Raw genomic sequence first — 24,320 nt, 5'->3', positions numbered from 1 at the left:
GCGCTCGCACTGACAACAGGTGAAGTTATGGGTTACGCTGTGCGAACTCTTGCAGTTCTCGAGCGTCAAGCTCAAGGAGTCGAGGGGGATGCGTCGGTTGGGACGCCTTTGATACGTTCGATCCGTATGTCCTCCACCACCGGGGTCACCCCCACTTTTTTGCGGCAATCCACGCGAAAACCCTATAGCGGTTCCCTTTGATCACGGTTCGATCTGCAAACACGATTTTTTGGCTCGTACACACGTGACACCTCGCATTTCGCTGTAGGTTTCGATGCGGGCTCCACTTTCGGGTCCATCCTCCCGAAGGACGTACATGGACTGGCTGTGGGACATATCGGTGCTCGATGGACCATTGCCGTGGGCCATCCTCCTACTCGGCGCCCTGGGACTGTTGTGGCTGATCCTGCTGCCCCAGAAGACCTACCTTCTCGTCGTCGTACCGATTGCCGCGGTTGTCAGCCTCCTTCTGGTTCTCGTGGCGAAATGGCTCATCGAAGACGTCTGGAAACTGTTCTCGGACCACATCCCCGCGTCGAACTACCTCTGGGGCGGCGCAGCGGTGTTCGCACTGCTGCTGTTCATTCCGAGGCTCATCCGGGGCCGGGGAATTGCCGCCCGGATCATCACGGTCCTGGCGACGGTCTTCGCGGTGGTGATGGCTCTCGCCCAGATCAATGACCACTTCGACGAATACCCGACCGTTGGTTCCGTCTTCGGGATCAACAACGTCAGGACGGTGTCCATCGACGAGGCCCGCAGCACCGACATCAAGACCGTAGAGGTGGACAAGTGGCGCAAGCCGGCGGGCCTGCCGTCGCAAGGCGGCGTGATCACCTCGTCCATCCCGGGTGATGTGTCGAAGTTCAACGCCCGGCCGGCCAAGGTCTACCTCCCGCCCGCCTACTTCGCCGAACCCCGTCCGTTGCTGCCGGTGCTGGTGCTCATGGCCGGCCAACCGGGGTCGCCGGAAGACTGGCTCGTCGGCGGCCGGCTGACGCAGACGATGGATCAATACGCTGCCGCCAATGAGGGGCTGTCGCCCATTGTGGTGGTCGCCGATGCCACCGGCGACGAACTCGCCAATCCACTGTGCATGGATTCCAACCTCGGCAACGTCTCGACCTACCTGTCGGTTGATGTGCCCACCTGGGTGAAGAACACCTTGCAGGTCGAGACCGACCCGTCGGGGTGGGCTATCGGCGGGTTGTCGTACGGCGGTACCTGCTCGTTGCAGATGACCACCAATCACCCAGAGGTGTATCCGACGTTCCTGGACATGTCGGGTCAACTCGAGCCCAGCCTCGGTGACCGCAAACGAACCATCGACCAGGCATTCGGCGGCGACGCGGCCAAGTTCACCGCGGTCAATCCGATGGACCTGATGAAGTCGAAGAAGTACCCCCAGGTGGCCGGCGCCTTTGTCGTGGGCAAGGACGATGCGGAATACCGGCCCGGTCTGCAGCAGGTCTACCAAGCCGCACAGGCTGCCGGTATGGACGTCCACTTCGACACCGTCCCGGGCGGGCATTCATTTGCCGTGTGGTCGGCAGGCTTGAAATTGGAGATGCCATGGCTCGGTAAGCGCCTGGGATTGCCGTGATCTAGGGAATAATCCCCTGCGAGAGCGACTCTGCACACATTTCGACCACCAGCGGCGGGCACAGACCCGCCCGTTCGGCCGGCGCGACCGGCTCCACAACTCGAAAGGCGCCGATGAGCACGACCGACACCACTGCCGAGGCACCCCCCACCGAGCCGACACCGTCGCGGGCCGACAAGGTGCTCGGTCCGGTGGCCTGGACCATCCGCAAGGTTCCCTTCACCTCGACCGTGGTCGCGGTGACGATCGTTCTCGGTATCGCCACCGGAGCGTTGTGGGAGACGGTGGAGAACCGGTCCTGGTTCGGTGATGTCGCCTACGGCTATCCCCCGCTCACCGACGGTAAGTGGTGGACCCCGTTGTCGGGCACCCTCTTCGGGCTGACACCTGCTCACTACATCGCACTCATCGTCATCTTCGCCGTTGTCGTCGGGTGGTGCGAGTGGTTGCTGGGCACGGTCAGGGTGGCCATTGTCACCGTTGCGGGGCAACTGATCGGCGAGCTGGGCGCCGTCGCGTTCATCGCACTGTTCCGGCCGACCAGCTGGGAATGGGTCGACCATCTCGCCGACGTCCAGGACGTGGGCCATTCCACCGCCATCGTTGCAGCCGTGGCCGCGGCAAGTGCCAGACTCCGCTCGCCGTGGCGACTGCGGATTCGGGCGATTCTCCTTGCCTACGTTGCTGTTTCTTTTCTGTTCGAGGGCTCGCTACATGACGTCACCCACCTCATCGCTGCAGTGGTGATGCTCGTGGTCGGCGAAAAGTTCTTCAGTCGAGGTGAATCCGGTGTGATGCCGCGAACGCGGCAAGAGATCCGGATGATCAGCTTCCTCGGCCTGGTCCTCATCGGGATCGTCAACATCGCTGTCGCCGTGTTTCCTGGCGACGGGCCCTTCGGTCCCACCGATTCCGACGACAGCCTCAGCTGGGGGTCGATCGTCAGTGTTCTGATCGTGCTGCTGATCGCCGACCAGTTGCGGCGCGGACGGCGCTGGGCATGGTGGATCACCGTGATCTACGGGCTCTTGTACGTCGCCCTGCTCGTCTTCGTGTTGGTCGCGGTGATCACCTCCGACTTCAAGGGTCAGGGCGCGGTCACGGTCGGTACCGGTCTGTTGTGGATCGTCGAACTGTCGTTGTTGTTCGCCGGGCGGTATGCGTTCAACGTCCCGCTGCGCAGCCGGAAAGCCATGGCGGGCATGGGCGGATCCAATCCGGCCGAACAGGTACGCAGTCTCCTCAAAAGATATGGCGGCAGCACCATGAGCTGGATGATCACCTGGGAGAACAATCAGTACGCGTTCACCAAGGACGGCGAAGGCGTGATCGGCTACCAGCGACCGGCCGGCACCGTCATCGCCCTCGCGGACCCCGTCTGCGCCCCGGAGAAACTGGCCGAGACGATCCGCGAGTTCACCGACATGGCCGAGAGCAGCGCACGCATCCCGTGCTGGTTCTCGGTCAGTGAGGCAACGGCCGAGATCGCCCGCGAGATGGGCTGGCGCACTTTGCAGATCGCTGAGGACACCATCATCGACCTGCCCACACTGGCCTTCAAAGGCAAACCGTGGCAGGACATCCGATCGGCGATCAACAGGGCGAAGAAGGAAGGCATCAACTTCAAACTGACAACCCTGAAGGACGAGCCGTTCGCCGTACTCGCCCAGGTGCGGGCGATCTCCGAGGAATGGGTCGGCGACAAGGGCCTTCCGGAAATGGGTTTCACCCTCGGCAGCGTCGAGGAAGCCCTCGACCCGGAAGTCCGTGTGGCGCTTGCCATCGACGAGACGGGTTCGGTACACGGAGTGTTGTCGTGGCTGCCGGTGTTCGGTGGAGATGATCAGGTGAAGGGCTGGACGCTCGACGTGATGCGCCGACGCGACGACGGTTTCCGCCCGGTCATCGAATTCCTCATCGCGAGCTCTGCGTTGGCTTTCAAAGCCGAAGGCGCACAGATCCTCTCACTCTCGGGCGCTCCGCTCGCCCGTGCCGCCGACGACACCGGCGAGGTGGAAGCCATGGATCGCCTGCTGGACATGTTGGGAGCAGCAATGGAACCGTTCTACGGTTTCCGCTCATTGCACGCATTCAAGATGAAGTTCCAGCCGCGATACGAGCCGGTGTACATGTGCTTCCGCGATGAAGGCGATCTGCCACGGATCGGGCTAGCGCTCACCAGGGCGTACCTGCCCAACGCCACCCCGGGTCAGATGCTGAAGCTGGCCACCACAAGGGAATAGGGGCACGAGCGAACAGAGACAAGCCCCGTCGATGGATACACATCGACGGGGCTGACCAGCAGGTCGGATGTATCAGGCGGTTCCGGCACCGAGTTTGGTCGAGGCCTGCGACCGCTGCCGCTGCACCTCGATGGCAGCATCGAACTCTGCTCGCCAGTTCTCGGTCAGCGGCAGCTCTCGGTTGACGGCCTCTTCGGTGGACAGCTCCACCGGGAATCCGAACGTGTCGTAGAGCTTGAACAGGTCGTCGCCGTTGACGGTGTCACCGGTCTTGCCCAGTCGCTTCAACTCTCGCAAGCCCTTGCCGAGGGTGCGCCGGAAAGCCCGTTCCTCCTTTTCGAGCACGGCGATCACCACGTCGCGCCGATCGGCCACCTCTGGGTAGGCCTCGGCGTACAGACCCGCGACAACCGGGACCAACTCCGTCAGCAGGTTCTGCTGAACACCGAGTTGATGGGCGAAACGGATTGCTCGCCGGACGAGCCGTCGCATCACATAACCCTGTTCCTTGTTCGACGGCACCACACCGTCCACCGCAAGGAACACCGCACCGCGGATGTGGTCGGCGATCACTCGCATCGCAACCGTGTTGTCGTCGTAGCTCACACCCGAGAGCTCCTCGATCTTCTGCACAATCGGCCAGAGGAGGCTGATGCGATACACGTCAGGACTGTCGATGGATGCCGCGGCGATCCGCTCGAGACCGCCGCCGTAGTCGACGTTCTGCTTGGGAAGCAGCGCAAACCCGTCGTCGGTCTTGCAGTACTGCATGAACACCGAATTGCCGATCTCCATGTACTGACCGCCATCGGAGTTCTGATGCGGGTACTTGCCGAAAGCCGTGTCGTGCTCCACCTGTGGGAAGTAGTAGAAGACCTCGCTGTCCGGTCCGCCGGGGTCGCCGACGGGCATCGTGTCCGGACCACCGGACCGCGACCACCAGTTCTTGTCGCTGTAGTACGCGATCCGCGCGCCCTGGTTTCCCTGCTCGTTGCCCTGTTCTTCGGTCAGCAGCACGACTCTGTCCGACGAGACACCGGCCTTGGTGAACAACTCGGTCCAGATGTCCGCGCTCTCATCGTCGCGAGGGATGCCGTGTTCGGGGTCCCCCGAGAACACCGTCACGTAAATCCTGTTCGGGTCAAGTCCGACGACCTCGGTCAGGAAATGCCAGAACAGCGGGATCTGCTCGGACTTGAAGTAGTCGCCCAGGCTCCAGTTGCCGAGCATCTCGAAAAAGGTGGTGTGCCGGTTGTCGCCGACCTCCTCGATGTCCTGCGACCGAAGGCAGGTCTGCGAGTCGGCGAGCCGGTTGCCGTCCGGATGTTCGGCGCCCAGCAGGTATCTCAGCAACGGCTGCATCCCGCTGCCGGTGAAGAGTGTGGTGGGGTCGTCCTTCGGCACCAGCGGGGCCCTGTTGATGAGGGCGTGGCCGCGCTCCTGCATCAGCGAGAGGTAGGCGCTGCGGATTTCATTGGCATCCATCCGGTAACTGTCCCAAGTTCCCGGCCGGTGTGCGCGCCGAATCGGCGCGTTGGCCCGAAAAATGTCTCCGATACGGGCAACGGGTGATGTCGGCCGGCAACACGATCGCTTACAGTCAGTTCGTGGCCAACCCCAAGAAGCTCCTCTCGCAGCTGTCCAAGACGGGACCGCACAAGGTCTTGCGCGGCGATATGGCGATTGTCGGATTGCCGGGCACCGTCTACGCCCCCGCCAGTGGGAAGGACCTGCCCGGGGTGGCGTTCGGTCATGGCTGGCTCACGGGCGCCAAGCAGTACAACAAGACCCTCGCGCACCTGGCCTCGTGGGGCATCGTCGCCGCGGCGCCCACCACCGAGAAGGGCATGCTCGGTTCCGATCAGGGACTGGCCGCAGATCTCGAGACCACCCTGTCGATCATCACCGAGGTCCGCCTCGGCGCCGGCGACATCACCGTGCACAAACAGCGTCTGGCGGTCGCTGGTCATGGCTTCGGCGCATCCGCCGCGACGCTGGCCGCGTCACGGAGCAGCAAGGCCAAGGCACTCGCTGCCCTCTACCCGGCGCCGACGAGTTCTGCCGTGCTCCCCGCCGCCGCGGAGGTCCGGCAGTCCGCGCTGATCCTTGCCGCGCCCGGCGAACTCGAATCGATGACGTCCAATGCGCTTGCGCTGCGTCGCGCTCTGGCCGGACAGTCCGTGTTGCGCCTGGTCCCCAAAGCCGACAACCGAGGACTGGCCGAAGGTTTCAGTGTTCGGGGCAGGCTGGGTGCCGGGGGCAACGACAAGAAGACGCAGAAGCTGACGCGTGCGGTACTCACCGGATTCCTGTTGCACCAACTGACGGGCGACGTCACATACGCCGCATTCAGTGACCCGGCGGCCGAACTCGGCAAGCTGATGACAATCGATCCCGATGCCCTCGCGCCTGGCATGGAGGAGATCGTCGACCCACTCACCAAGTTGCTCAAGGGTTAGGTTGCTCAAGGGCTGGCGCGGTTCCTCGAGGGCCGGCGCTATTGCCCACACGGCCGGCACCACGACGAGCTCCGGCGTTCAGCGGTCGGACAGCCAACCGGATGTGTACGAGAACCCGGCGTCCTGACAGTCCTCCACCTCCACGCCGGACTGACCAGGGAGCGGCGTCGAGGAGTCCTTCGCACCGGCGCCCAGAGTTGCCTTCGCCCCGATCGTCGGGTTGTCCACTGACTCACCCGGGGCTGGGTACGGGGTGTGGGGACTGAGGTCGATGTCGTTCGCAGGGAGCAGGATTGCGCCGCCCGCAGCCACCGATGCCCGTGTCACACCGCGACCGTGCGTTGCGTTCTCGGCAGTCGTCCGGACCTTCTCACCGAGTGCCTGCTGGCTCTTGCGGTAGCCGGCCACGGCCTCGGCACTGTGAGTACCGACTCTGGCAGCGATGTTGTCGAACAGGTCGGACAGGCTCATTGCTCACCGGCCAAAGCCAGGAGTCCGTCGTCGGGCGGTGTCACCGCGTCGCGCTCCGATGCCTGTGGTGTCACCGGTGTCGCATCGAGATTGCCAGGAGCGCCGGGGGTATCGACATCGTCTTTGCTTCTCGGTGCTCGGATCGCCGGCGCACCGGGAGTCGGACATGGCGCGAGAGGGTCTCGATCCGTCTCGGGCGCGTCTTGCGGTTCGGGGTCACCGGTAGTCGCCGGTACCGGTGGTTGCTCCTCGGAATTCGGGGCGTCACCGGTCTTGCTCTGGCCGACCGCGGTGGTGGTCTCGCACGCGTGCTCCTCCGGCGGAACGGTATCCGGTGGCCCCGAAGACACGTGAGGGGCCGGACATTCGGGCGCCCCCGAGTCGTCTGAGCCTTTCAAGTCGAAGTTCTTGTCTCCCAGCGGGGTCGAGGCCGGCGGTACATCTGTCACACCTCCCGCGTCTGCGGCATGCTCGGTGCCGTCCGGCCCGGCCGGAGGCGGCATCACTGCGCTGCTTGCGTTCGACACCATCTCGATCACACCTGTGATCGAGCCTGCCACAGCCGAACCGACTGCCACAGCGACGGGCCCGAGTACCGCTGAGAGATCGCCACCACCCACCATGGGCGTCAACGGGCTCGCCACCCCGGACTGTGCCGTCATCACCGGCCGCGTCTTCACGGGCTCCGCCCCCGGTTCGCACACCGAGGTCGACTTCGCCGGCCCGGAGTCCGGTGCCGGAGCGGACACCGTTGTGATGCCCAAGGATTCGCGAACCCCGTCGCGTGGTCCGGAAACATCTACCGCAGCGCGGCAATCGCGCTCGGAGACAATCGGTTGAGAGTCGTGAGCGGCGCATCGCACCAGTGGCTCGTCCGAGGACACCAGCTGTTCCCTTCCACAGTCGCCGCCCGCGTAGTCCGAGACGTCCACCTGTGCCATCGCTGCACACAGCCCGGTGAGAACGGCATCGATGGCGTCGTCGCACAATGTGACGGCGGCGTCGAACAACGCGACAGTGCTGTCGATCGCAGCTGTCAGCTCGGCGGCCGGCGAACCCGGGGTGGTGATCAGTGTCAGCCATGAACTGATCGGGATCCCGAGCAGAGAGTCGGGTGTGATGGCGGCGACGCACCAGAACTTGGCCAACCGGGCCGCCTCGATGGCGTCGGCAGCCACCACCATCCCAGAGCCGATGTCCGCCAACGCCGCCACATCAACCGCCGCGCGCGGGATGTGCGCGTCCTGGAGGCGAGTGCGGGCGATGATGCCGGACCCCGTAGGCCAACAGCTCCCTAGTACGGCGTCCTGGCCGGTCTGATTCTGCAGTTCGGTCGCCGCGACGGCCTGAAGTCCCAACACGATTCGACCGTCGGCTCGCAGCCTGTCGGTGTCCAGGTCCTCGGTCTCGAGCAGGCGGTTCCGGCACATGTCACCGGAGGGAACATCTTCCATCCCCAGCCGCCGCGCCAGGGGGCCGACGTTGTCGAAGAAGCGGACGCTCTTCTCCGCCGCCGATCGTTGGTCCGTCAATTGTTGTGCGAGACCCGGCGTCTCACCCATGGAGGCCGCCATCTCCGTTGGTCGCGGCGCCGAACGTCGCCGCATTCACCACGTCCTCGCCTGTCAGCGTTGCGGCCGCATCGAAGATTCCCCCGGCGATGCTCCGCGACGACTCGACGAAGCGGTCCACCGATGACACCACGGCAAGCAATCCGGCCGCATAGTGTTCGCCGTGGGTCGCGTACCGCGTTCCCGCATGTGAGCCGAACGAGCAGTCGGCGACAGCCCCCGCAGCGACCTCGACCGCCCGGGCACCACTCCGAAATACCTCGCCGACCCCTTGTACTGCGGATGTGTCCATCCACGTCTGCTCGCTCATGATGCCTCCCCGATGTCAGACGCTGCGGGGCATCGAGGGGTTCCGTTCTATTGCGCGAGCAAGCCGGACACCGCGTCGAGAAGCGCGTGTGGCCGCTGTTCGACAGGCGCAGGTTCGACCAGCGCGAACCGGCATCCCACTGCCCGGGCACCACCGTCAGCCTCTTCGCTGTCACCCACCATCAACACATCGACGGGGTCGACACCCAGGTGACCCGCGGCGAGAGTGAAGATTCGCGGATCGGGTTTGGTGACACCGACCTCATACGACAGGGTGAAGTCGTCGACCAGTCCGGCCATGTCATGTATGTCGAACACCGCGCGGACGTCGAACGCGATGTTGCTGACGACACCCACTTTGATGCCGCGTTCCCGGAGTCGCCGCAAACAGTCTCCGGTGTCCGGATACGGTTCCCACGACAACGGATCGACCACCCGCTCGTACAACAGTTCCGCATGACCGGGCAACGTGAGTCCAGATGCCCTCAGCACCGACAGATAAGCCCTACGGTGCAGCAGTGGGTCCAGATCTCTTCGTTCCCATGCGAATTCGTCTTCGGCGGGCAGACCCGGCGGCATCCCGACCGGAGCGGTCATCCGTCGGATGATCTCGGACTGCGCCTCTCCTTCGAACTCTTCCCCGGATTCCTGGCGTAGGCGCGTGAACCACTCGGACCGTTCGATGAACCGGAAAAGGGTGCCCGAGAAGTCGAACAGGACAGCGTTCACGGGTCGCAAAGTCAGGCAGACTCGACAGCGGCCGCGATCTTGGTGGCCACCGAATGCGCCTGCTCTGTGGTGGCTGCCTCCACCATGACACGCACGAGTTGCTCGGTACCGGAGGGGCGGAGGAGCACTCGTCCGGTGGCGCCGAGTTCGGCCTCACCGTCGGTCACTGCCTGCTTGACCGAAGCTGCTTCGGCCACAACGTTTTTGTCGGCAACCCGCACGTTGAGAAGGACTTGCGGCAACGCACTCATGATGGATGCCAGATCGGCCAGCGACCTACCGGTCTCGGCCATCCGGCCCATCAGAGCAAGCCCGGTCAGGATGCCGTCCCCCGTGGTGCCGTGCGAAGGGATCACCACGTGCCCCGACTGTTCACCTCCGAGCGAGAATCCGCCGGCCCGGAGCTCCTCGAGGACGTAGCGGTCACCGACAGCGGTGGTACGCACAGTGATCCCGGCATCGGTCATCGCCAGATGCAACCCGAGGTTGCTCATCACCGTGGCGACGAGAGTGTTGTCCTTGAGGCGGCCGGCGTCTTTCATCGCACTGGCCAAGACGGCCATGATTGCGTCGCCGTCGACGACCTGTCCCGCGGCGTCGACGGCGAGGCAGCGGTCCGCGTCGCCGTCGTGAGCGAGCCCGAGGTCGGCTCCGTATTCCAGAACTGCTGCTTGAACCCGATCGAGATGTGTTGAGCCGCAATCCTTGTTGATGTTCTCGCCATCGGGGTCCGCGCTGATCGCGATCACGGTGGCACCGGCAGCGCGATAGGCACGTGGCGCAGCCGCATAGGCGGCGCCATGGGCACAATCGACCACCACGGTCACCGACTTCAAATTGACGTCCACAGCTGCGGACAGATGCGTCAGGTACGCGTCGAGTCCATCGTGCGCATCGCGAACGCGGCCGACATCCGCACCGGTCGGCCGGTCGAACACGGTATCCAGTGCGGACTCGATCGCATCCTCGGCGGCGTCGGCGAGTTTGTGCCCACCAGCGGCGAAGAACTTGATCCCGTTGTCGGGCATGGGATTATGCGAGGCCGAGATCATCACGCCGAAGGCGGCGTCGTAGAAGTCCGTCAGATACGCGACAGCCGGGGTGGGAACGACGCCGACTCGCAGCGCGTCGACGCCCGCCGCGGTCAGCCCGGCACAGACGGCGGCTTCGAGCATCTCCCCCGACGCCCTCGTATCCCTGCCCACGATCGCTATGGGGCGGCCAGAGGCCGGCGCTATTGGGCGGCCAGAGGCCGGCGCTATTGGGCGGCCAGACCCGGACCGATCCTGAGGCAGGACACGTGCCGCTGCCTGCGACAGCGACAGCGCCAACTCGGGTGTCAGATCGGCATTTGCCAGACCACGTACGCCATCGGTACCGAACAGGTGCCCCATTGACATCCTTCGCTCTAAATACACAGGCAGGCGTCCAGTGAAACTGAACGCCTGCCTGTGCCAAGTTCGACTTGGTGTTTCTTGCGGGCTGAAAAAATCAGCGCTTGCTGTACTGCGAAGCCTTACGGGCCTTCTTGAGGCCGTACTTCTTGCGCTCCACCGCACGCGGGTCACGGGTGAGGAAGCCGGCCTTCTTCAGTGCGCCGCGGTCCTCGGGAGTGACCTCGATGAGGGCACGCGCGATGGCCAGACGCAGAGCGCCTGCCTGTCCGGACGGTCCGCCACCGTGCAGGCTGGCGAAGATGTCGAACGAGTCGTTGCGCTCGACGGTGACGAACGGCGCCTTGATGAGCTGCTGGTGCACTTTGTTGGGGAAGTACTCCTCCAGGGTGCGACCGTTCAGCTTGAAGGCACCGGTGCCCGGTGACATCCGGACGCGGACGACAGCTTCTTTACGACGGCCCACGGTCTGGATCGGGCGATCGAGATCGATCGGCGCGCGGGTGACGGCCGGCTCGTCGGCAACGTCTGCGGTGGCGTCGTCCACGGTGTAGTCGTCAGCGCCGACCTCGGCGTCGACCACTTCGGGAGCCACTGCTTCGGCTTCGTTCACATCGGACACGTTCTGCTCCTCCGGCGCCGTCACTGGGCAACCTGGGTGATCTCGAAGGGCACGGGCTGCTGCGCCGTGTGGGGATGGTTGGGGCCTGCGTAGACCTTCAGCTTGGAGGCCATGGCCCGCCCGAGCTTGGTCTTCGGGAGCATCCCGACGATCGCCTTCTCGACGAGACGTTCCGGATGGGTTGCCAGCGTCTCACCGACAGTGCGGGACTTCAGGCCGCCCGGATGGCCGGAGTGGCGGTAGAGGAGCTTGTCGTCGAGCTTGTTTCCGCTGACGGCAACCTTCTCGGCGTTGATGATGACGACGAAGTCGCCACCGTCCATGTGGGGTGCGTAGGTCGGCTTGTGCTTGCCGCGCAGGAGCGTCGCGCTCTGCACAGCGAGGCGGCCGAGCACCACGTCGGTGGCGTCGATGACATGCCACGTACGGGTGATGTCACCGGCCTTCGGGGTGTAAGTAGGCACAGATAGTCCTCATGTCTGGTGATCTGGAGCTGGTCTGGAACGCGGCAGAGGTAGTTCCCGGCGACCAGTGGGGACCCGGGCCTCGACTACACCTGGCTACAGGCGGTCGCGCACCAACGGTCAACAGTACCGGCCGGGCCGTCGACAGGTCAAAACGCCGCCGACCGGCGCCGGCCGTGCCGCGGACTCGAGTGTCATGGCGTTCCTATCCGAACCGCACCCACCGCGACCCGGCACTGCTCGTCGATCGTCTCACCTGCGGATCCGCCCTGACATCCCACACTCACCTGCAACCCCGCCGACACCAGCAGGTACCACCTGATCGGCCCCCCGGAGACGGGCACCTCGCGGTAGCTGATCACCTCCCGGCCTGCGTAACGCGTGCTGGCCGAGAACTCCTGGACGACGTCGTCGCCGCGCTGCCCGATGCGATTGCGGAGACTGCCCGCCACCGAGGCCAACGTCGACGTGTTGCGCACCGTGTTCTGCAAGACGATGATCCGCCGGTCGTCACCGGGTGCGGCGAAAGTGGTGCGGGACACAACACCTTCGGCGGCCGGCTCCGAGCTCTCGCGCCACTCGGCAGGGACTGTCACGGCGACGCGGCCGAGCTGGGCCTCGCGGTCCGCAGGCGCCTGCACACCCTCGCGTCCGTTGCCGGCCGTCAACGCGATCACCGCCACTGCGATCGCCACCGCAGCAGTCGCTGCGATCGCCCCGGCGACACGCCGGCGCATCGGAGTCCGGCCACCGGTCGGCGGTTCGCGAATGCCCTCGTTCACCGGCAATGCGGCGCCACCGAAACGGTGGATCAGTGATCGCTGCACTGCCGCGACCCGACCGACCACTGTGTGGACTTCGCAACAATGCAGAACCTCCGCAACGGCCGCGGGGTCGGTGCCATCGACGAGGATTGCCTCGACACGGTTGTCGACGATGTCACCCAGTCGAAGAGCGACCGTCTCGGCAGTGGCCACCGAGGTCCCGACAACATCCCAGCTGCCGGCGGACCGATCCATCTCATGGATGTCGATCCGGGAGTGGACCTCGATCACCAGTGCCCGCTGCGTGGAAGATCCCAGATGGGATTCGGCGATGACCGCAGCACGCGGCGTCAGCACCAGGTGGCCACAGTGGGGTTGCGCCGCCTGTCGCAAGATCTCGGTGCGTCGGACACCCCATGTCGTCGGGTGTGCCAGCTCCACGGCCCCGAGGCCTTCGAGCACTCGGGCGAACACCTCTGACCATGCCGCCGCGGTAGAAATCCTCACCCCGTCAACGGCCACCGACGATCCGTTGATGCCGCGGACATGGGCTTCGACAGAGCAGGGTTCACGCCCGGCAACCACCACGTCGTCATAGGCGATGTCGGCGACCACCATCCGTATCGGTAGGACCGTCGGCGACGCCTCGGGCTCTTTGTCTCTCACGTCGGATGTCATCACAACGGCGGCATGTGGGCGACCTGGATCATTTCCTGTGGTCGCGATCTGGACACCAGTTCTCCCCGACCCGGCACCAGGCGCTGCAACCGCACCCGGCCCAACAGGTACCCCTCGTCGCGGTCACCGCTCATCAGCAGCCCATCGGTGGACAAGTCCTTGAGACGCCCGATGATCGGATCGAACAGAGCTCGTCCGGCGCCGCCAGAACGGCGCGCGACGATGAGGTGCAGGCCGATGTCGCGGGCCTGTGCCAGCAGGTCGAGCAACGGGCTCAACGGGTTTCCGCTTCCGGTGGCCACCATGTCGTAGTCGTCGACGATGATGTACACGTCCGGCCCCGACCACCAGTTGCGGTCACGGAGTTGCTGCTGGGTGACGTTCTCCCCGGGAATCCGGGCGGTGAAGAACGCCACCAACTCGTTCACCATCGGGGTGAGGGTCTGCGCCGAACTCGCATACCCGGCGAGGTGATCGGTGTCGATCACACCGAGCATGGTTCGCCGATAGTCGACCAGGACGATCTTCGTCTGGGTGGCCGTGCTGTTCTCGACCAGACCCGCGACGATGTTGCGCAGCAGCGTGGTCTTCCCGTGCTCCACGTCGGCGAAGACCAGAAAGTGTGGTTGAACCCGGAAGTCCAGGATGACCGGGGCCAACTCGGCTTCACCGACACCGATCGCGACTTCACCGGCCGTCAGGTCGATACCGGCGTCGTGCACACGTGCCACCACCTCGGACCGTTCCAGATGAGCGGCTAGTTTGCGGACCGGCATGGCCTGCTGACCGGGATACACGGCCACCAGCTGCTGCACCGTCTGCGCCACGGCCGCACTCAGTGAATCGAGCGAGGTGTCGGAATCCGTACGCGGCAGGGCGATCAGCATGTGAAGGTGCTCGGCGGTGAGACCACGCCCGGGCCTGCCCTCGGGCACGAGTCCGGCTACCTTGCGGCCCATCTCCGAGTCGAGTGGATCGCCGAGTCTCAGTTCGAGACGGCTGCCGATGAGGTCTTTGACGGCCGGCCTGATCTCAGCCCAACGCGCAGCGGTGAGCACCACGTGGACCCCATACGAGAGCCCCTGCGCCACAATGGTGTTGATCTGCTCGTCGAGGAAGTCGAACTCGCCGCGGATCACCGAATAGCCGTCGACGACCAGGAACAGGTCACCGAAGACATCCGCCTGCACCGATGCGTCACCGGTAAGGCGACGTTGGCGGTAGTCGCGCATCGACTCGATGCCGAGTTCGGCGAAGCGCAGTTCCCGCTGCCGTATCACAGTTGCGACCTCGGCCACGGTCCGCCGCACGGCATCCATGTCCGAGCGGCTCGCAACCGATCCGACATGCGGCAGGCCGGCGATCCCGGCCAGACTGCCGCCGCCGAAGTCGAGACAATAGAACTGGACCTGTGCCGGGGTGTGGGTCGCAGCCGCCGCAACGATCAACGCGCGCACCGCATTCGACTTGCCCGATTGCGGTCCACCGACGATCGCCACGTTGCCGCGCGATCCGGCGACATCGACGGTGAGAACGTCGCGCCGCTGGTCGTACGGGCGGTCCACGATGCCGATCGGGAACACCAGCCGACCGATCTGCGGGGTCCGCCAGTGCGGGGCCAGCATGTCGATGGTGGGCGGTTGACCCAACGGCGGCAGCCACACCTCGTGCGCCGGGCGTCCCTGCCCGGCGATGCGGTCCACCACGATCTCGAGAAGCGTTCTTGTGTTGGGTGCGGGCGGTTCTGGGTCACCGCCAGAATCGGGCCCGGCCACGTCGACCGCAACCGGGGGCACGAGGGGGTCGAGTGGAACAGGGCCGGCGGTGAACATCTTGAGGCCCACCGGGCCGCCCGACGACGCGATGTGATCGGCGCCCGCCGCCACCGGCGGCGAGTACGGAGCCGACACGTAACACGTGTTGAATCGAATCGGTTCCGCCGAATCACATTTGAGGTAGCCAGATCCCGGCACGTTGGGCAGGTGGTAGGCATCGGGTACACCGAGTACTGATCGGGACTCGTTGGCGGAAAAGGTTTTCAGTCCGATGCGGTAGGACAGATGACTGTCCAGACCTCGCATCTTGCCTTCTTCGAGCCTTTGCGAGGCAAGGAGCAGATGGATGTGCAGCGACCGGCCCAGTCGTCCGATGGCCACGAACAGGTCGGCGAAATCCGGCTTCTGTGCCAGAAGTTCGGAGAACTCGTCGACGACGATGAACAACGCCGGGAGCGGTTCCAACGGCGCACCCGCGGCGCGCGCACGTTCGTACTCCCCCACGTTCGCGAAGTTCCCCGCCGCACGAAGCACCTCCTGGCGCCGATTCATCTCCCCTGACAACGCGTCGCGCATCCGGTCCACCATCGACAATTCTTCTTCGAGGTTGGTGATGACGGCTGCCACATGCGGGCATGAGTCGAGGCCCAGAAACGTTGCCCCACCCTTGAAGTCGACCAGGACGAGATTCAGAGCCTCGGGCGAATGGGAGCTCACGAGCGAGAGCACCAGGGTACGCAGGAACTCCGATTTGCCCGACCCCGTCGCACCGATGCAGAGCCCGTGTGGACCCATCCCGCCCTCGGCTGCCTCCTTGATGTCGATCTCCACGGGCGTACCGCTGGTGGAGTACCCGATCGGGACGCGCAGCCGCGACCGCGCGCTGCGGGGTGCCCACGTCAGATGGGGGTCGAGGCGGGTGGCATCGGCAACTCCGAGCAGACTCATCAGACCGGGGTCGGACGGAGCCACCTCCTGTTCCAGATTCACCATCTGTGCTGCGGTCGCCAGGCGATAGCGGGCCATCGATCGGGCGAAGGCCTCCGCTTCGGCAACCGTCAGCGAATCCATGTCCGCGAACTCTTCGACTCCGAAAGCGCTTCGCGCGCCGATCTTCCCGTCCCGAACCACCAGCTGCAGGCCCCGGCGGACCGCGAGTCCGTCCGGGGGTGCCGACAGATCGAGGATCGAGACCGCCTCCATGCCCGCGTCACCGATCACCCGTTCGTCTCCCGAGACGAACCCGTCGTCGATCACGATCACCAGCTGGACCCGGCCGGCGCTCGGTGGGGCAGAACGCGAGAACCGGCCACGTTCGAGGAGGTCGACGGCCAGATCGTCCTCCAGCTCGGTCAACGACCGGTAGATCATCCGCGCCGAGCCCATACCGTCGCGTTCGTATGGGTGCTGCACATGGGGCAGCCACTTGCACCAATCCCACGATTCGGCGCCCGGGTCGGCAGTCACCACCGCGACCATCAGCTGATCGGGGCCGTGGAACGCGCACAGCTCCAGGACCATCGACCGCGCGAGTTGTCGGGTCTCCTGCCGGGCACCTTCGATGTTGATCGCCGGAAAACCCCGCAGCGACACCGCCGTCGGGAGGCCGTGGACAACTGAGTGCGTTCGCACAAATCGTCGTAGTGCCACCGCCGACACCGGCTCGATGTCTTCGAGTGGGCCCGTCTCCGGTGGCATCAGACGCGTCGCCAGACGTTGCGATCCCACGCCCACCCGAACATGTCCGAAATCGCTGTCGGCGCGCCGGCGTTCCCACATCCGCCGGCCGCCGACGACACCCAGCAGAGCCACCGGTTCGGGGTGACTCCATTCCAGTGCCTCACGCTGAGCAGCTCCGGTGTCGTGGACCTCGTCGCGTATCTGACACAGATACCGGAAGTAGTCCTTGCGCTCTTCGTTCAGCTCCGCTGCGCGCTTGCCACCACGATTGCCCGAACCCGCGTACATGCCGAACATCGACATCAGCATCATCATCGGGAACATCATGAACAGCGGGTTGGACAGCATGTTCCGGCCGCCGGTCACGACCATCATCGAGATCATGCCCACCACGGCGACCACCATCACCACAGGCATCATCTTCATCAGCAGACTGCCCGGAACCACACGCGGAACATCCGGTGGCACTTGAATATTGACCTCGCCGCCGGGCGCGCGTGGAGCAGGCACGCGTGCCCGCCGCACAAACCCTTCGGTCGTGCCTGCCGTCACCTGAACATCATGGATTGATACCCCACCCCTGGAACAGAAACTTCCCCCGGCCGCCCATCATTCACCATCACTCCGTCGGCGGCACCCGCAAGGGTGCGAAAACGTCATCCGACGGCAACGGTTGTCGGTCTCATTCGCTATGGTCTTCGGTACTGGTGGGGACCTTGGGGGGAAATTCATGACCGCTGCCGATCTCTTGGCCGAGTTGGATGCTGCTGCCGGCATCGAACCGGCGCTTGCACGTGTTTCCGTCATCGGGGGCACAACCCAATTCGACGTAGGGCTACCCGCCGCGGTTCCCGTTGCGGCGTTGATCCCGGATCTGGTGTCGCTCATCACCTCCCGGGCACCGGAGACCGACGATTCGGAGGCACGTCCCGGACCTGTTCGCGACCACTGGACGCTCTCCCGGGTCGGCCACGAGCCCATCGCGCCCGGACGCAGTCTCGCCGAGGCAGGCGTGCGCGACGGGGACCTGCTGATCCTCCGGTCCGTTCCGGCGCGCGAGACCGCAGTTCTGTTCGACGACGTCATCGATGCGGTGGCGCGCCTGGGTGGAGCCCAGTCCAGCGGGTGGTCGGCGGGCGCGGCACAGGCGATGGGCTACACGGTGGCCGTGGGCGCGTCCACCCTCAGCGCTCTCGCGCTCCTCCAGCAACGGAATGCGCACGGCGGCCTGTGGCCTGCAATCGTCACCGGACTACTGGCGCTGGCGTTCGTTGTCGCCGGAACTGTCGTGGGTCGCTTCTACCTCGACCGCTCGACAGCGGCGATGTGTTCGCTGTGCTCGTTCCCTCTCGCATTCGCGACGGGAATGATGTTGCCTCCCGGGGACTTCGGCGCCGCCCACCTCACCCTCGGTGGTTGTGTCGCCGCCGTCGTCGCGGTGCTCTCCTACCGGGTCTCCACAGCTGGGCCGTTGATCCATTCCGCGATTGTCACGGCCACCACCTTCGCCACCGCCGCCGCAGCGGCCCAGTTGCTGTGGTCGCCCGGCACCGTGCGGGTCGGGGCAGCGCTCTGCGCTGGGGCGGTACTGGCCATCTCGATGGCGCCCCGCCTCACGATCGCCCTCGCCCGACTGCCACTGCCGCCGGTTCCCACAGCCGGGGCCGCCATCGACCCGGCCGATTCGGCGCCTCGCCCGGCCATCGAGGGCATCGGCGCGATCGGGGCGATGGCATTGCCGTCGGCAGCCGCACTCGAACTCCGCGCGCACACCGCCGGTCGCTACCTCACCGGCATCATCGCCGGCACTGCGGCCGCAGCGGTCGCGGGCATCGCCCTGGTCGCCTACCCTGCAGACGACTTCAGTTGGCGCTGCACGGTATTCGCCCTCATCATCTCCACGGTCCTGTGCTTACGTGGCAGATCACACGCCGACCTCGCCCAGGCAGCCGTCCTCATCGCCGCAGGTGCTATCGGCTTCGCCGTCGTGGTAAGCGAAGTTGCCCTGGGACCGGGCGATCATGTCGTCGTGGCCGCCGGCGCGGCAGCAGTGGTGAGCGTGGCGGCGCTGCTCTGCGGCGTGGTTGCCCCGAGGTCCAGCTTCTCGCCCGTGGTGCGGCGAACAGTGGAGATCAGCGAGTACCTCTTGATCGCGACCATCGTTCCCTTGATGTTCTGGATCATGAATCTCTACGCAGCGGTCCGCGACCTGTGAGTGCGTCGGCGTCGACCCGTTGTCATCCTCGCCCCCCATCCAAGCGCGTTCGCATCGCAGCACTGTCGGCCGTCGGGTTCCTGGTGGTGCTGGCGAGCATGCCCGTCCCGGCACATGGCATCACGCCGCCCTCGATCGATCCGCGTGCCCTCATCCGCGACGCACCCGTGGGTCCGCCTGAACCGACGGAGCAGGACACCTTGTGCGCAGAGCCGGTGCTCTCGCCCGGCACCGATCCGCAGGTCCCGTCGGCAGCGCAGACGATGATGCGACTACCCGACGCCTGGCGGTTCAGCCGAGGAGCCGGGCAGAAGATCGCGGTGATCGATACCGGCGTCACCCGCCATCCGCGGCTGCCGCGACTGACCGCCGGTGGCGACTACGTCGCCCGCACCGACGGAACCGAGGACTGCGACGGCCACGGCACGTTGGTGGCGGGGATCATCGCTGCGGTTCCGTCCCCCGATGACGCCTTCAGCGGCGTTGCCCCCGAATCCTCGATCATCGCGATCCGGCAGTCCAGCGCCGCGTTCGTCGCCAAGGACCGACGCTCGGAGTCCCGCGACAAGACAACCGTCGGAACAGGATTCGGCACGGTGCAGACCCTCGCACACGCCGTTGTGCGTGCGGTCAACCTCGGCGCCGACGTCATCAACATCTCCGAGGTGGCCTGCGGCCCCGCCGGTGGTGACCTCCACGACGCGCAGCTGGGAGCCGCCGTCAAGTACGCGTTCGACCGTGATGTCGTGGTGGTCGCGGCTGCGGGCAACCTCGTCAGCAATTCCCAGTGTGCGCAGCAGAATCCGCCGCCGGACCCGGCAGACCCCGACCTCGCCGGCTGGGACACGGTCACCACGGTCGCCAGCCCCGCGTGGTACACGCCCTATGTGCTGAGCGTTGCCGCGGTCGACTCGGTCGGCGGGGCTCCGGCGCCCTTCAGTCTGGCCGGACCATGGGTGGGGGTCGCCGCTCCCGGAACCGCGATCGTCAGTCTTGACAGCGCCCGCGGATCCAGACGGATCGTTGATGCCCAGTCCACCGAGAAAGGCCCCGTCCGAGTGGAGGGCACCAGTTTCGCCGCGCCCTACGTCGCGGGCGTGGCGGCGCTGGTCAGATCCAGGTTCCCCGAACTCGGTGCCGCAGAGGTGATCGAGCGCATCACCAGGACGGCGCATTCGCCGGGCACCGGACGCGACAACACCGTGGGCCACGGAGTTGTCGACGCGGTTGCCGCCCTGACGTACGAATTACCCCCTGAGAAGTCTGATTGGACTGCGTCGCAAGCGATTCCGCCTCCGGTGCGACCACCGGCGCCCGACCACTCCGCACGCACGGTTGCCATCATCGGCGGCAGTGTCTGCGCGGTGATACTGGTCGCAGGATGGGCAGTGTCCCTGCCTGCTCGACGGCTACGGCGGCTGGAACCGGAAGAATACTGAGCTCGGGCTCACCAGCCCCGCACATGCTCCGGCACCACTCGGATCAGTGCCGAGTACTCGGCTACTTCGCGCGCGCCGGCCGCAACTCGCGCGGCAATGCGAACGTCAGCGTCTCCTCGGCAGTGGTGACCTTCTCGATGTTGTTGTATCCGTGCTCACCGAGCAGATCGAGAACACCCCGCACCAGCACCTCCGGCACCGATGCACCCGACGTCACGCCAACGGTTTCGACCCCTTCGAGCCAGGTCAGGTCCACGTCACGTGCGTAATCGACCAGGTAGGACGTGCGCGCGCCGGCCTGGAGGGCCACCTCTACCAACCGCACCGAGTTCGACGAGTTCCTCGAACCCACCACGATGACCAGATCGCATTTCGGCGCCATCGCCTTCACCGCCACCTGACGGTTCTGCGTGGCGTAGCAGATGTCGTCGCTCGGAGGGTCGTTGAGCAGGGGGAACTTCTCCCGCAACCGTGACACCGTCTGCATCGTCTCGTCGACGGACAACGTGGTCTGCGACAACCAGACGATCTTCGATTCGTCGCGCACCGTCACCGCGTCGACACTGTCGGGTCCGTCGACCAGCTGAACGTGCTGGGGCGCCTCCCCGGCGGTTCCCTCGACCTCCTCATGGCCCTCATGACCGATGAGCAGGATGTCGTAGTCGTCGCGCGCGAAACGCTTGGCCTCCTGGTGCACCTTGGTGACCAGCGGGCATGTCGCATCGATGGTGCGTAGGTTGCGTTCCGCGGCGGACTCGTGGACCGCCGGTGACACACCGTGCGCAGAGAACACCACGAGTGCACCCTCGGGCACCTCGTCGGTCTCGTCCACGAACACCGCGCCACGGTCGGCGAGCGTCTCGACGACGTGGCGGTTGTGCACGATCTCCTTACGCACGTACACCGGCGCACCGTGCTTCTCGAGCGCTTTTTCCACCGCTTCGACGGCTCGGTCGACACCGGCGCAGTAGCCGCGCGGCTCGGCGAGCAGGACTGTCTTGCCTCCAGGGCTGATTTCGGCCGAACTCATGGTGTCCAGGGTACGGGCAATACGACCCTCCTGGTGGTCACCACCGGTGGCATGAGGCACAGTAATGGGATGATCCGACCACCTTATGCCGCAAGGGTCGCCGCCGGGGTTGTTGTAACGGTGCTGGAAGAGACTCGAAAACTGCCGACCACCGCGATCACACTTCCGATGACCGCCGTGAGTCAGACTCTCCAGACTCTGATGCGTTTCCAGCAGCAGATCGCCGAGATGGCGATCAAGGGAGACGATGTGTTCGACGCGTTGCTGGGGCACAACGAAGAGGAGCCGGAGTGGGCGACCTTCGACGAAGACGACGATCTGACACCTCCGTCCGCGCCCACCTTGGTTCCCTCCGACGACTCCGATGACTCCGGCGAGAGCGCCGCGCCGGCTGCCGGAGCCGGACGGTTCGCCTTGTACAGCTCGGCGCCCGACATCGACACCGACGATGTGCAACCGGTCTCGACGACACCGTCCGACGACGACCCGGAAATCGTCGAACTGCTCGACTACAACGAGCTCACCCTGGCGCAGCTCCGCGCGAAGTTGAAGACGGTCGGCTTGAGCGAACTGCAGGACCTCGCGGCGTATGAGAGGTCCCATCGCGCGCGGGCACCGTTCCTGACGATGCTCGACAATCGTGTGACCGCCGCGAGCAAGTAGTACCCGGGTGAGCAATACGCCCGACACGGCATGGCCGGTTCGCACCATCAACACCAAGATCGCGGACTGGCTACACAGACTGGGGCAGGTCTGGGTGGAGGGCCAACTCACCCAGATCAATCGACGGCCCGGCACGCGTACCGCCTTCCTCACCCTTCGTGATCCCGCCGCCGACATCTCGATCCAGGTGACCTGCAACCCCGATCTGCTCACCCGCGCCCAGGTTCCACTGACCGAGGGCGCCCGCGTAGTGATGCTCGGCCGCCCGGTCTTCTACACCGGGAGGGGCACCGTCTCGCTCCGCGTCACCGAGATCCGGCCGGTGGGGATCGGCGAGCTCCTGGCCCGCATCGAGCGGCTACGACAACTCCTCGCCGCTGAGGGCCTGTTCGACTCGGCTCGCAAACGTCCGCTCCCGTTCCTGCCCGGAACCATCGGACTGATCACCGGCCGCGCCAGCGCAGCGCAGCGCGACATCGTCTCGGTCGCACAGAGTCGTTGGCCCGCAGTGCGTTTCGAGATCCGCGACGCGCCGGTTCAGGGACCGACCGCGGTCCCCCGCATTCTGCGGCATCTTGCCGAGCTGGACGCCGATCCGGACGTCGACGTGATCATCCTCGCCCGGGGTGGCGGCAGTGTCGAGGACCTGCTGCCGTTCTCCGACGAAGCCCTGTGTCGCGCGGTGGCCAAGGTGACCACAGCGGTGGTGAGTGCGATCGGGCACGAACCCGACTCGCCCTTGCTCGACCTCGTGGCCGATCTTCGGGCGGCAACGCCCACCGATGCGGCCAAGCGAGTGGTGCCAGACGTCGCCTCAGAGCTCGCGATGATCCGTGACCTGCGATCCAGAAGTGCAGGAGCACTACGCAATTGGGTCACCACACAAGTCCGCGGCCTCGATGCCATGCGTGGACGCCCGGTGCTCGCGCACCCGTTCCGCATGATCGATGAACGCAGCGCATGGCTTGATCGCGCGGCCTCGGACATCCGCCGTGACGTGGCGCGGCTCGTCGCACACGAGGACCAGCGTGTGGAGCATCTGTCGGCGCGATTGGCTACCTTGGGTCCGGCCCAGACATTGGCGCGTGGATACGCCGTCGTTCAGCGGGTGCCCGGCTCGGCGAGTACGACCACACCGGATGACCACCCACACGTGGTCAGCTCGGTGCTGGACATGCCGATCGGCACCCAGCTCCGGGTGCGGGTCGCCGACGGCGCCACCCGTGCAGCGGTGATGGGCGTGGAGAAGTAGAGGACAGACGTGGCAGCGAAGAAGCAGGACATCGAAGGACCGGTCCCGGTATCGGAACTGGGTTACGAGCAGGCACGCGATGAGTTGATCGTCGTCGTGCGCACCCTGGAACAGGGCGGCCTCGACCTCGATGCGTCCCTGGAACTGTGGGAGCGCGGGGAGGCCCTCTCACGCCGGTGCGAAGAACACCTCGAGGGCGCACGCAAACGCATCGAGGCAGTCCTGGGCTCCGAGGAGGACCTTGCAGACGCCGACGACGAAGACGACGACTTCGACGATCAGGACTGAGTGGGCACCACTGCCCCGTACTCGGCGTTTATGACCGATCGCCGCTGCCTGCAATACTCGGATCGTGGCCGCAAAACCCCGCATCCTCAATAACAACAAGGACATGATCTGGTCGTTGATCCCCTTGCTGTTGCTGTGTGCCTTCATCGCGGTCGTGTCCGGCAACTGCTCGGTCGGATTGACCGGCGGTTCCGGCGACGACAAGGTCCCGGCGTACGACGTCGCGAACGGACTCCGCGCCGATGCCCGATCGGTCACCTTCCCCATCCGGCTGCCCCAGACACCGGCGGACTGGAAGCCCAACTCGGGTACCACCGTCGCACTGGAGAACACCGTCGTCTCCAATGCGGGCTACATCACGGCCAACGGCGTCTACATTCAGCTCAGCCAGACGAATGCGACCCAGGATGCCGTGGTCGGATACCTCTCGGACGACGAGACCCTGCTCGGCGCGGGCACCCGCGATGTCGGTGGCCGGAAATGGGTTGCCTATGGCAAACCCGACGGTGGCCGGACGGTGTGGGTCACCGACCTCGGCGACGTCCGGATCGGACTGAAGTCCAATAAGGCGAAGGACGACGACTTCTCGACACTGGCATCAGCGGTACTGGCCGCCTCGCCGCTGCCGGGCGCCAACTCGAACGAACGAGTTCTCCCCACCGGATAGTTGT

At 65.5% G+C, this 24,320-nt stretch carries 20 protein-coding genes; 9 read left to right on the top strand and 11 right to left on the bottom strand.

Annotated features, from left to right (window positions below):
• Positions 1 to 316: 316 nt before the first annotated feature.
• Together CSW57_RS06260 and CSW57_RS06255 are read left to right on the top strand one after the other, a co-directional pair.
• Positions 317 to 1,603, top strand: a complete 1,287-nt coding sequence (locus tag CSW57_RS06260) for an alpha/beta hydrolase (RefSeq protein WP_099381857.1) — start codon at positions 317 to 319, stop codon at positions 1,601 to 1,603.
• 113 nt (positions 1,604 to 1,716) lie between these two features.
• The gene (locus tag CSW57_RS06255; protein WP_099381856.1) at positions 1,717 to 3,846 is read left to right on the top strand and encodes a bifunctional lysylphosphatidylglycerol flippase/synthetase MprF; all 2,130 of its coding nucleotides are present in this window, start codon (positions 1,717 to 1,719) and stop codon (positions 3,844 to 3,846) included.
• 72 nt (positions 3,847 to 3,918) lie between these two features.
• Here the strand turns inward: CSW57_RS06255 and CSW57_RS06250 are convergent, their stop codons facing one another.
• Positions 3,919 to 5,331 carry an alanine--tRNA ligase-related protein gene (locus tag CSW57_RS06250; protein ID WP_099381855.1) on the bottom strand — a complete coding sequence of 471 codons (1,413 nt, stop codon included), beginning with the start codon at positions 5,329 to 5,331 and terminating at the stop codon, positions 3,919 to 3,921.
• Positions 5,332 to 5,453: 122 nt separating this feature from the next.
• Between CSW57_RS06250 and CSW57_RS06245 the strand changes: the two genes are divergently transcribed.
• Positions 5,454 to 6,305: a dienelactone hydrolase family protein gene (locus CSW57_RS06245; RefSeq protein WP_223249060.1), complete on the top strand. Its 852-nt coding sequence runs from the start codon at positions 5,454 to 5,456 to the stop codon at positions 6,303 to 6,305.
• A gap of 78 nt (positions 6,306 to 6,383) precedes the next feature.
• Here the strand turns inward: CSW57_RS06245 and CSW57_RS06240 are convergent, their stop codons facing one another.
• The 9 genes from CSW57_RS06240 to eccCa form a co-directional block, all read right to left on the bottom strand.
• The gene (locus tag CSW57_RS06240) at positions 6,384 to 6,776 is read right to left on the bottom strand and encodes a hypothetical protein (RefSeq protein ID WP_099381853.1); all 393 of its coding nucleotides are present in this window, start codon (positions 6,774 to 6,776) and stop codon (positions 6,384 to 6,386) included.
• On the bottom strand, positions 6,773 to 8,338 hold the full coding sequence (locus CSW57_RS06235) for a hypothetical protein (RefSeq protein WP_143696486.1): 1,566 nt from the start codon (positions 8,336 to 8,338) through the stop codon (positions 6,773 to 6,775). Before CSW57_RS06235 ends, CSW57_RS06240 begins: the two co-directional genes overlap by 4 nt.
• A complete protein-coding gene (locus CSW57_RS06230) occupies positions 8,331 to 8,657 on the bottom strand; it encodes a hypothetical protein (RefSeq protein ID WP_099381851.1) in 327 nt (108 codons plus the stop codon). Before CSW57_RS06230 ends, CSW57_RS06235 begins: the two co-directional genes overlap by 8 nt.
• A gap of 47 nt (positions 8,658 to 8,704) precedes the next feature.
• On the bottom strand, positions 8,705 to 9,385 hold the full coding sequence (locus CSW57_RS06225) for an HAD family hydrolase (RefSeq protein WP_223249059.1): 681 nt from the start codon (positions 9,383 to 9,385) through the stop codon (positions 8,705 to 8,707).
• 11 nt (positions 9,386 to 9,396) lie between these two features.
• A complete protein-coding gene (gene glmM, locus CSW57_RS06220) occupies positions 9,397 to 10,779 on the bottom strand; it encodes a phosphoglucosamine mutase (RefSeq protein WP_099381849.1) in 1,383 nt (460 codons plus the stop codon).
• Between the two features lie 97 nt (positions 10,780 to 10,876).
• Positions 10,877 to 11,425, bottom strand: a complete 549-nt coding sequence (gene rpsI / locus CSW57_RS06215; RefSeq protein ID WP_099381848.1) for a 30S ribosomal protein S9 — start codon at positions 11,423 to 11,425, stop codon at positions 10,877 to 10,879.
• Positions 11,422 to 11,865, bottom strand: coding sequence for a 50S ribosomal protein L13 (gene rplM / locus CSW57_RS06210; RefSeq protein ID WP_099381847.1), 444 nt, complete (start codon positions 11,863 to 11,865; stop codon positions 11,422 to 11,424). The genes rpsI and rplM overlap by 4 nt, the downstream gene beginning before the upstream one ends.
• A gap of 194 nt (positions 11,866 to 12,059) precedes the next feature.
• Positions 12,060 to 13,295 (bottom strand): type VII secretion-associated protein, encoded by a 1,236-nt coding sequence (locus CSW57_RS06205; RefSeq protein ID WP_189339138.1) that lies wholly within the window; start codon positions 13,293 to 13,295, stop codon positions 12,060 to 12,062.
• Between the two features lie 11 nt (positions 13,296 to 13,306).
• Positions 13,307 to 17,314: a type VII secretion protein EccCa gene (eccCa, locus tag CSW57_RS06200; protein WP_189339137.1), complete on the bottom strand. Its 4,008-nt coding sequence runs from the start codon at positions 17,312 to 17,314 to the stop codon at positions 13,307 to 13,309.
• Positions 17,315 to 17,492: 178 nt separating this feature from the next.
• Here eccCa and eccD point away from each other — a divergent pair, with 178 nt between their 5' ends.
• Complete coding sequence (gene eccD, locus CSW57_RS06195; protein ID WP_099381845.1) at positions 17,493 to 18,977, top strand: type VII secretion integral membrane protein EccD; 1,485 nt, start codon at positions 17,493 to 17,495, stop codon at positions 18,975 to 18,977.
• A complete protein-coding gene (mycP, locus tag CSW57_RS06190; RefSeq protein WP_370623919.1) occupies positions 18,974 to 20,416 on the top strand; it encodes a type VII secretion-associated serine protease mycosin in 1,443 nt (480 codons plus the stop codon). Before eccD ends, mycP begins: the two co-directional genes overlap by 4 nt.
• A gap of 61 nt (positions 20,417 to 20,477) precedes the next feature.
• Here the strand turns inward: mycP and CSW57_RS06185 are convergent, their stop codons facing one another.
• A complete protein-coding gene (locus tag CSW57_RS06185; protein WP_051406676.1) occupies positions 20,478 to 21,446 on the bottom strand; it encodes a 4-hydroxy-3-methylbut-2-enyl diphosphate reductase in 969 nt (322 codons plus the stop codon).
• Between the two features lie 69 nt (positions 21,447 to 21,515).
• Between CSW57_RS06185 and CSW57_RS06180 the strand changes: the two genes are divergently transcribed.
• From CSW57_RS06180 to CSW57_RS06165, 4 genes are all read left to right on the top strand, one after another.
• Positions 21,516 to 22,109 (top strand): lipid droplet-associated protein, encoded by a 594-nt coding sequence (locus tag CSW57_RS06180; RefSeq protein ID WP_099381844.1) that lies wholly within the window; start codon positions 21,516 to 21,518, stop codon positions 22,107 to 22,109.
• A 7-nt stretch (positions 22,110 to 22,116) separates the two neighbouring features.
• Positions 22,117 to 23,361, top strand: a complete 1,245-nt coding sequence (gene xseA, locus CSW57_RS06175; protein WP_099381843.1) for an exodeoxyribonuclease VII large subunit — start codon at positions 22,117 to 22,119, stop codon at positions 23,359 to 23,361.
• Positions 23,362 to 23,370: 9 nt separating this feature from the next.
• Positions 23,371 to 23,649 carry an exodeoxyribonuclease VII small subunit gene (locus tag CSW57_RS06170; RefSeq protein ID WP_223249058.1) on the top strand — a complete coding sequence of 93 codons (279 nt, stop codon included), beginning with the start codon at positions 23,371 to 23,373 and terminating at the stop codon, positions 23,647 to 23,649.
• A gap of 64 nt (positions 23,650 to 23,713) precedes the next feature.
• Positions 23,714 to 24,316: a DUF4245 domain-containing protein gene (locus CSW57_RS06165; RefSeq protein WP_099381842.1), complete on the top strand. Its 603-nt coding sequence runs from the start codon at positions 23,714 to 23,716 to the stop codon at positions 24,314 to 24,316.
• Positions 24,317 to 24,320 lie beyond the last annotated feature (4 nt).

It is taken from the genome of Williamsia muralis (assembly GCF_002735905.1).
Classification (GTDB): domain Bacteria; phylum Actinomycetota; class Actinomycetes; order Mycobacteriales; family Mycobacteriaceae; genus Williamsia; species Williamsia muralis_A.
This window is presented reverse-complemented; position numbering and strand designations above follow the sequence as displayed.

Bases quoted from the DNA above. Each gene is read 5' to 3' on its own strand.
- CSW57_RS06250 (WP_099381855.1), bottom strand. From the start codon at position 5,331: ATGGATGCCAATGAAATCCGCAGCGCCTACCTCTCGCTGATGCAGGAG.
- CSW57_RS06260 (WP_099381857.1), top strand. From the start codon at position 317: ATGGACTGGCTGTGGGACATATCGGTGCTCGATGGACCATTGCCGTGG.
- CSW57_RS06230 (WP_099381851.1), bottom strand. From the start codon at position 8,657: ATGAGCGAGCAGACGTGGATGGACACATCCGCAGTACAAGGGGTCGGC.
- eccD (WP_099381845.1), top strand. From the start codon at position 17,493: ATGACCGCTGCCGATCTCTTGGCCGAGTTGGATGCTGCTGCCGGCATC.
- CSW57_RS06180 (WP_099381844.1), top strand. From the start codon at position 21,516: ATGATCCGACCACCTTATGCCGCAAGGGTCGCCGCCGGGGTTGTTGTA.
- CSW57_RS06240 (WP_099381853.1), bottom strand. From the start codon at position 6,776: ATGAGCCTGTCCGACCTGTTCGACAACATCGCTGCCAGAGTCGGTACT.
- CSW57_RS06185 (WP_051406676.1), bottom strand. From the start codon at position 21,446: ATGAGTTCGGCCGAAATCAGCCCTGGAGGCAAGACAGTCCTGCTCGCC.
- glmM (WP_099381849.1), bottom strand. From the start codon at position 10,779: ATGGGGCACCTGTTCGGTACCGATGGCGTACGTGGTCTGGCAAATGCC.
- CSW57_RS06235 (WP_143696486.1), bottom strand. From the start codon at position 8,338: ATGGGTGAGACGCCGGGTCTCGCACAACAATTGACGGACCAACGATCG.
- CSW57_RS06255 (WP_099381856.1), top strand. From the start codon at position 1,717: ATGAGCACGACCGACACCACTGCCGAGGCACCCCCCACCGAGCCGACA.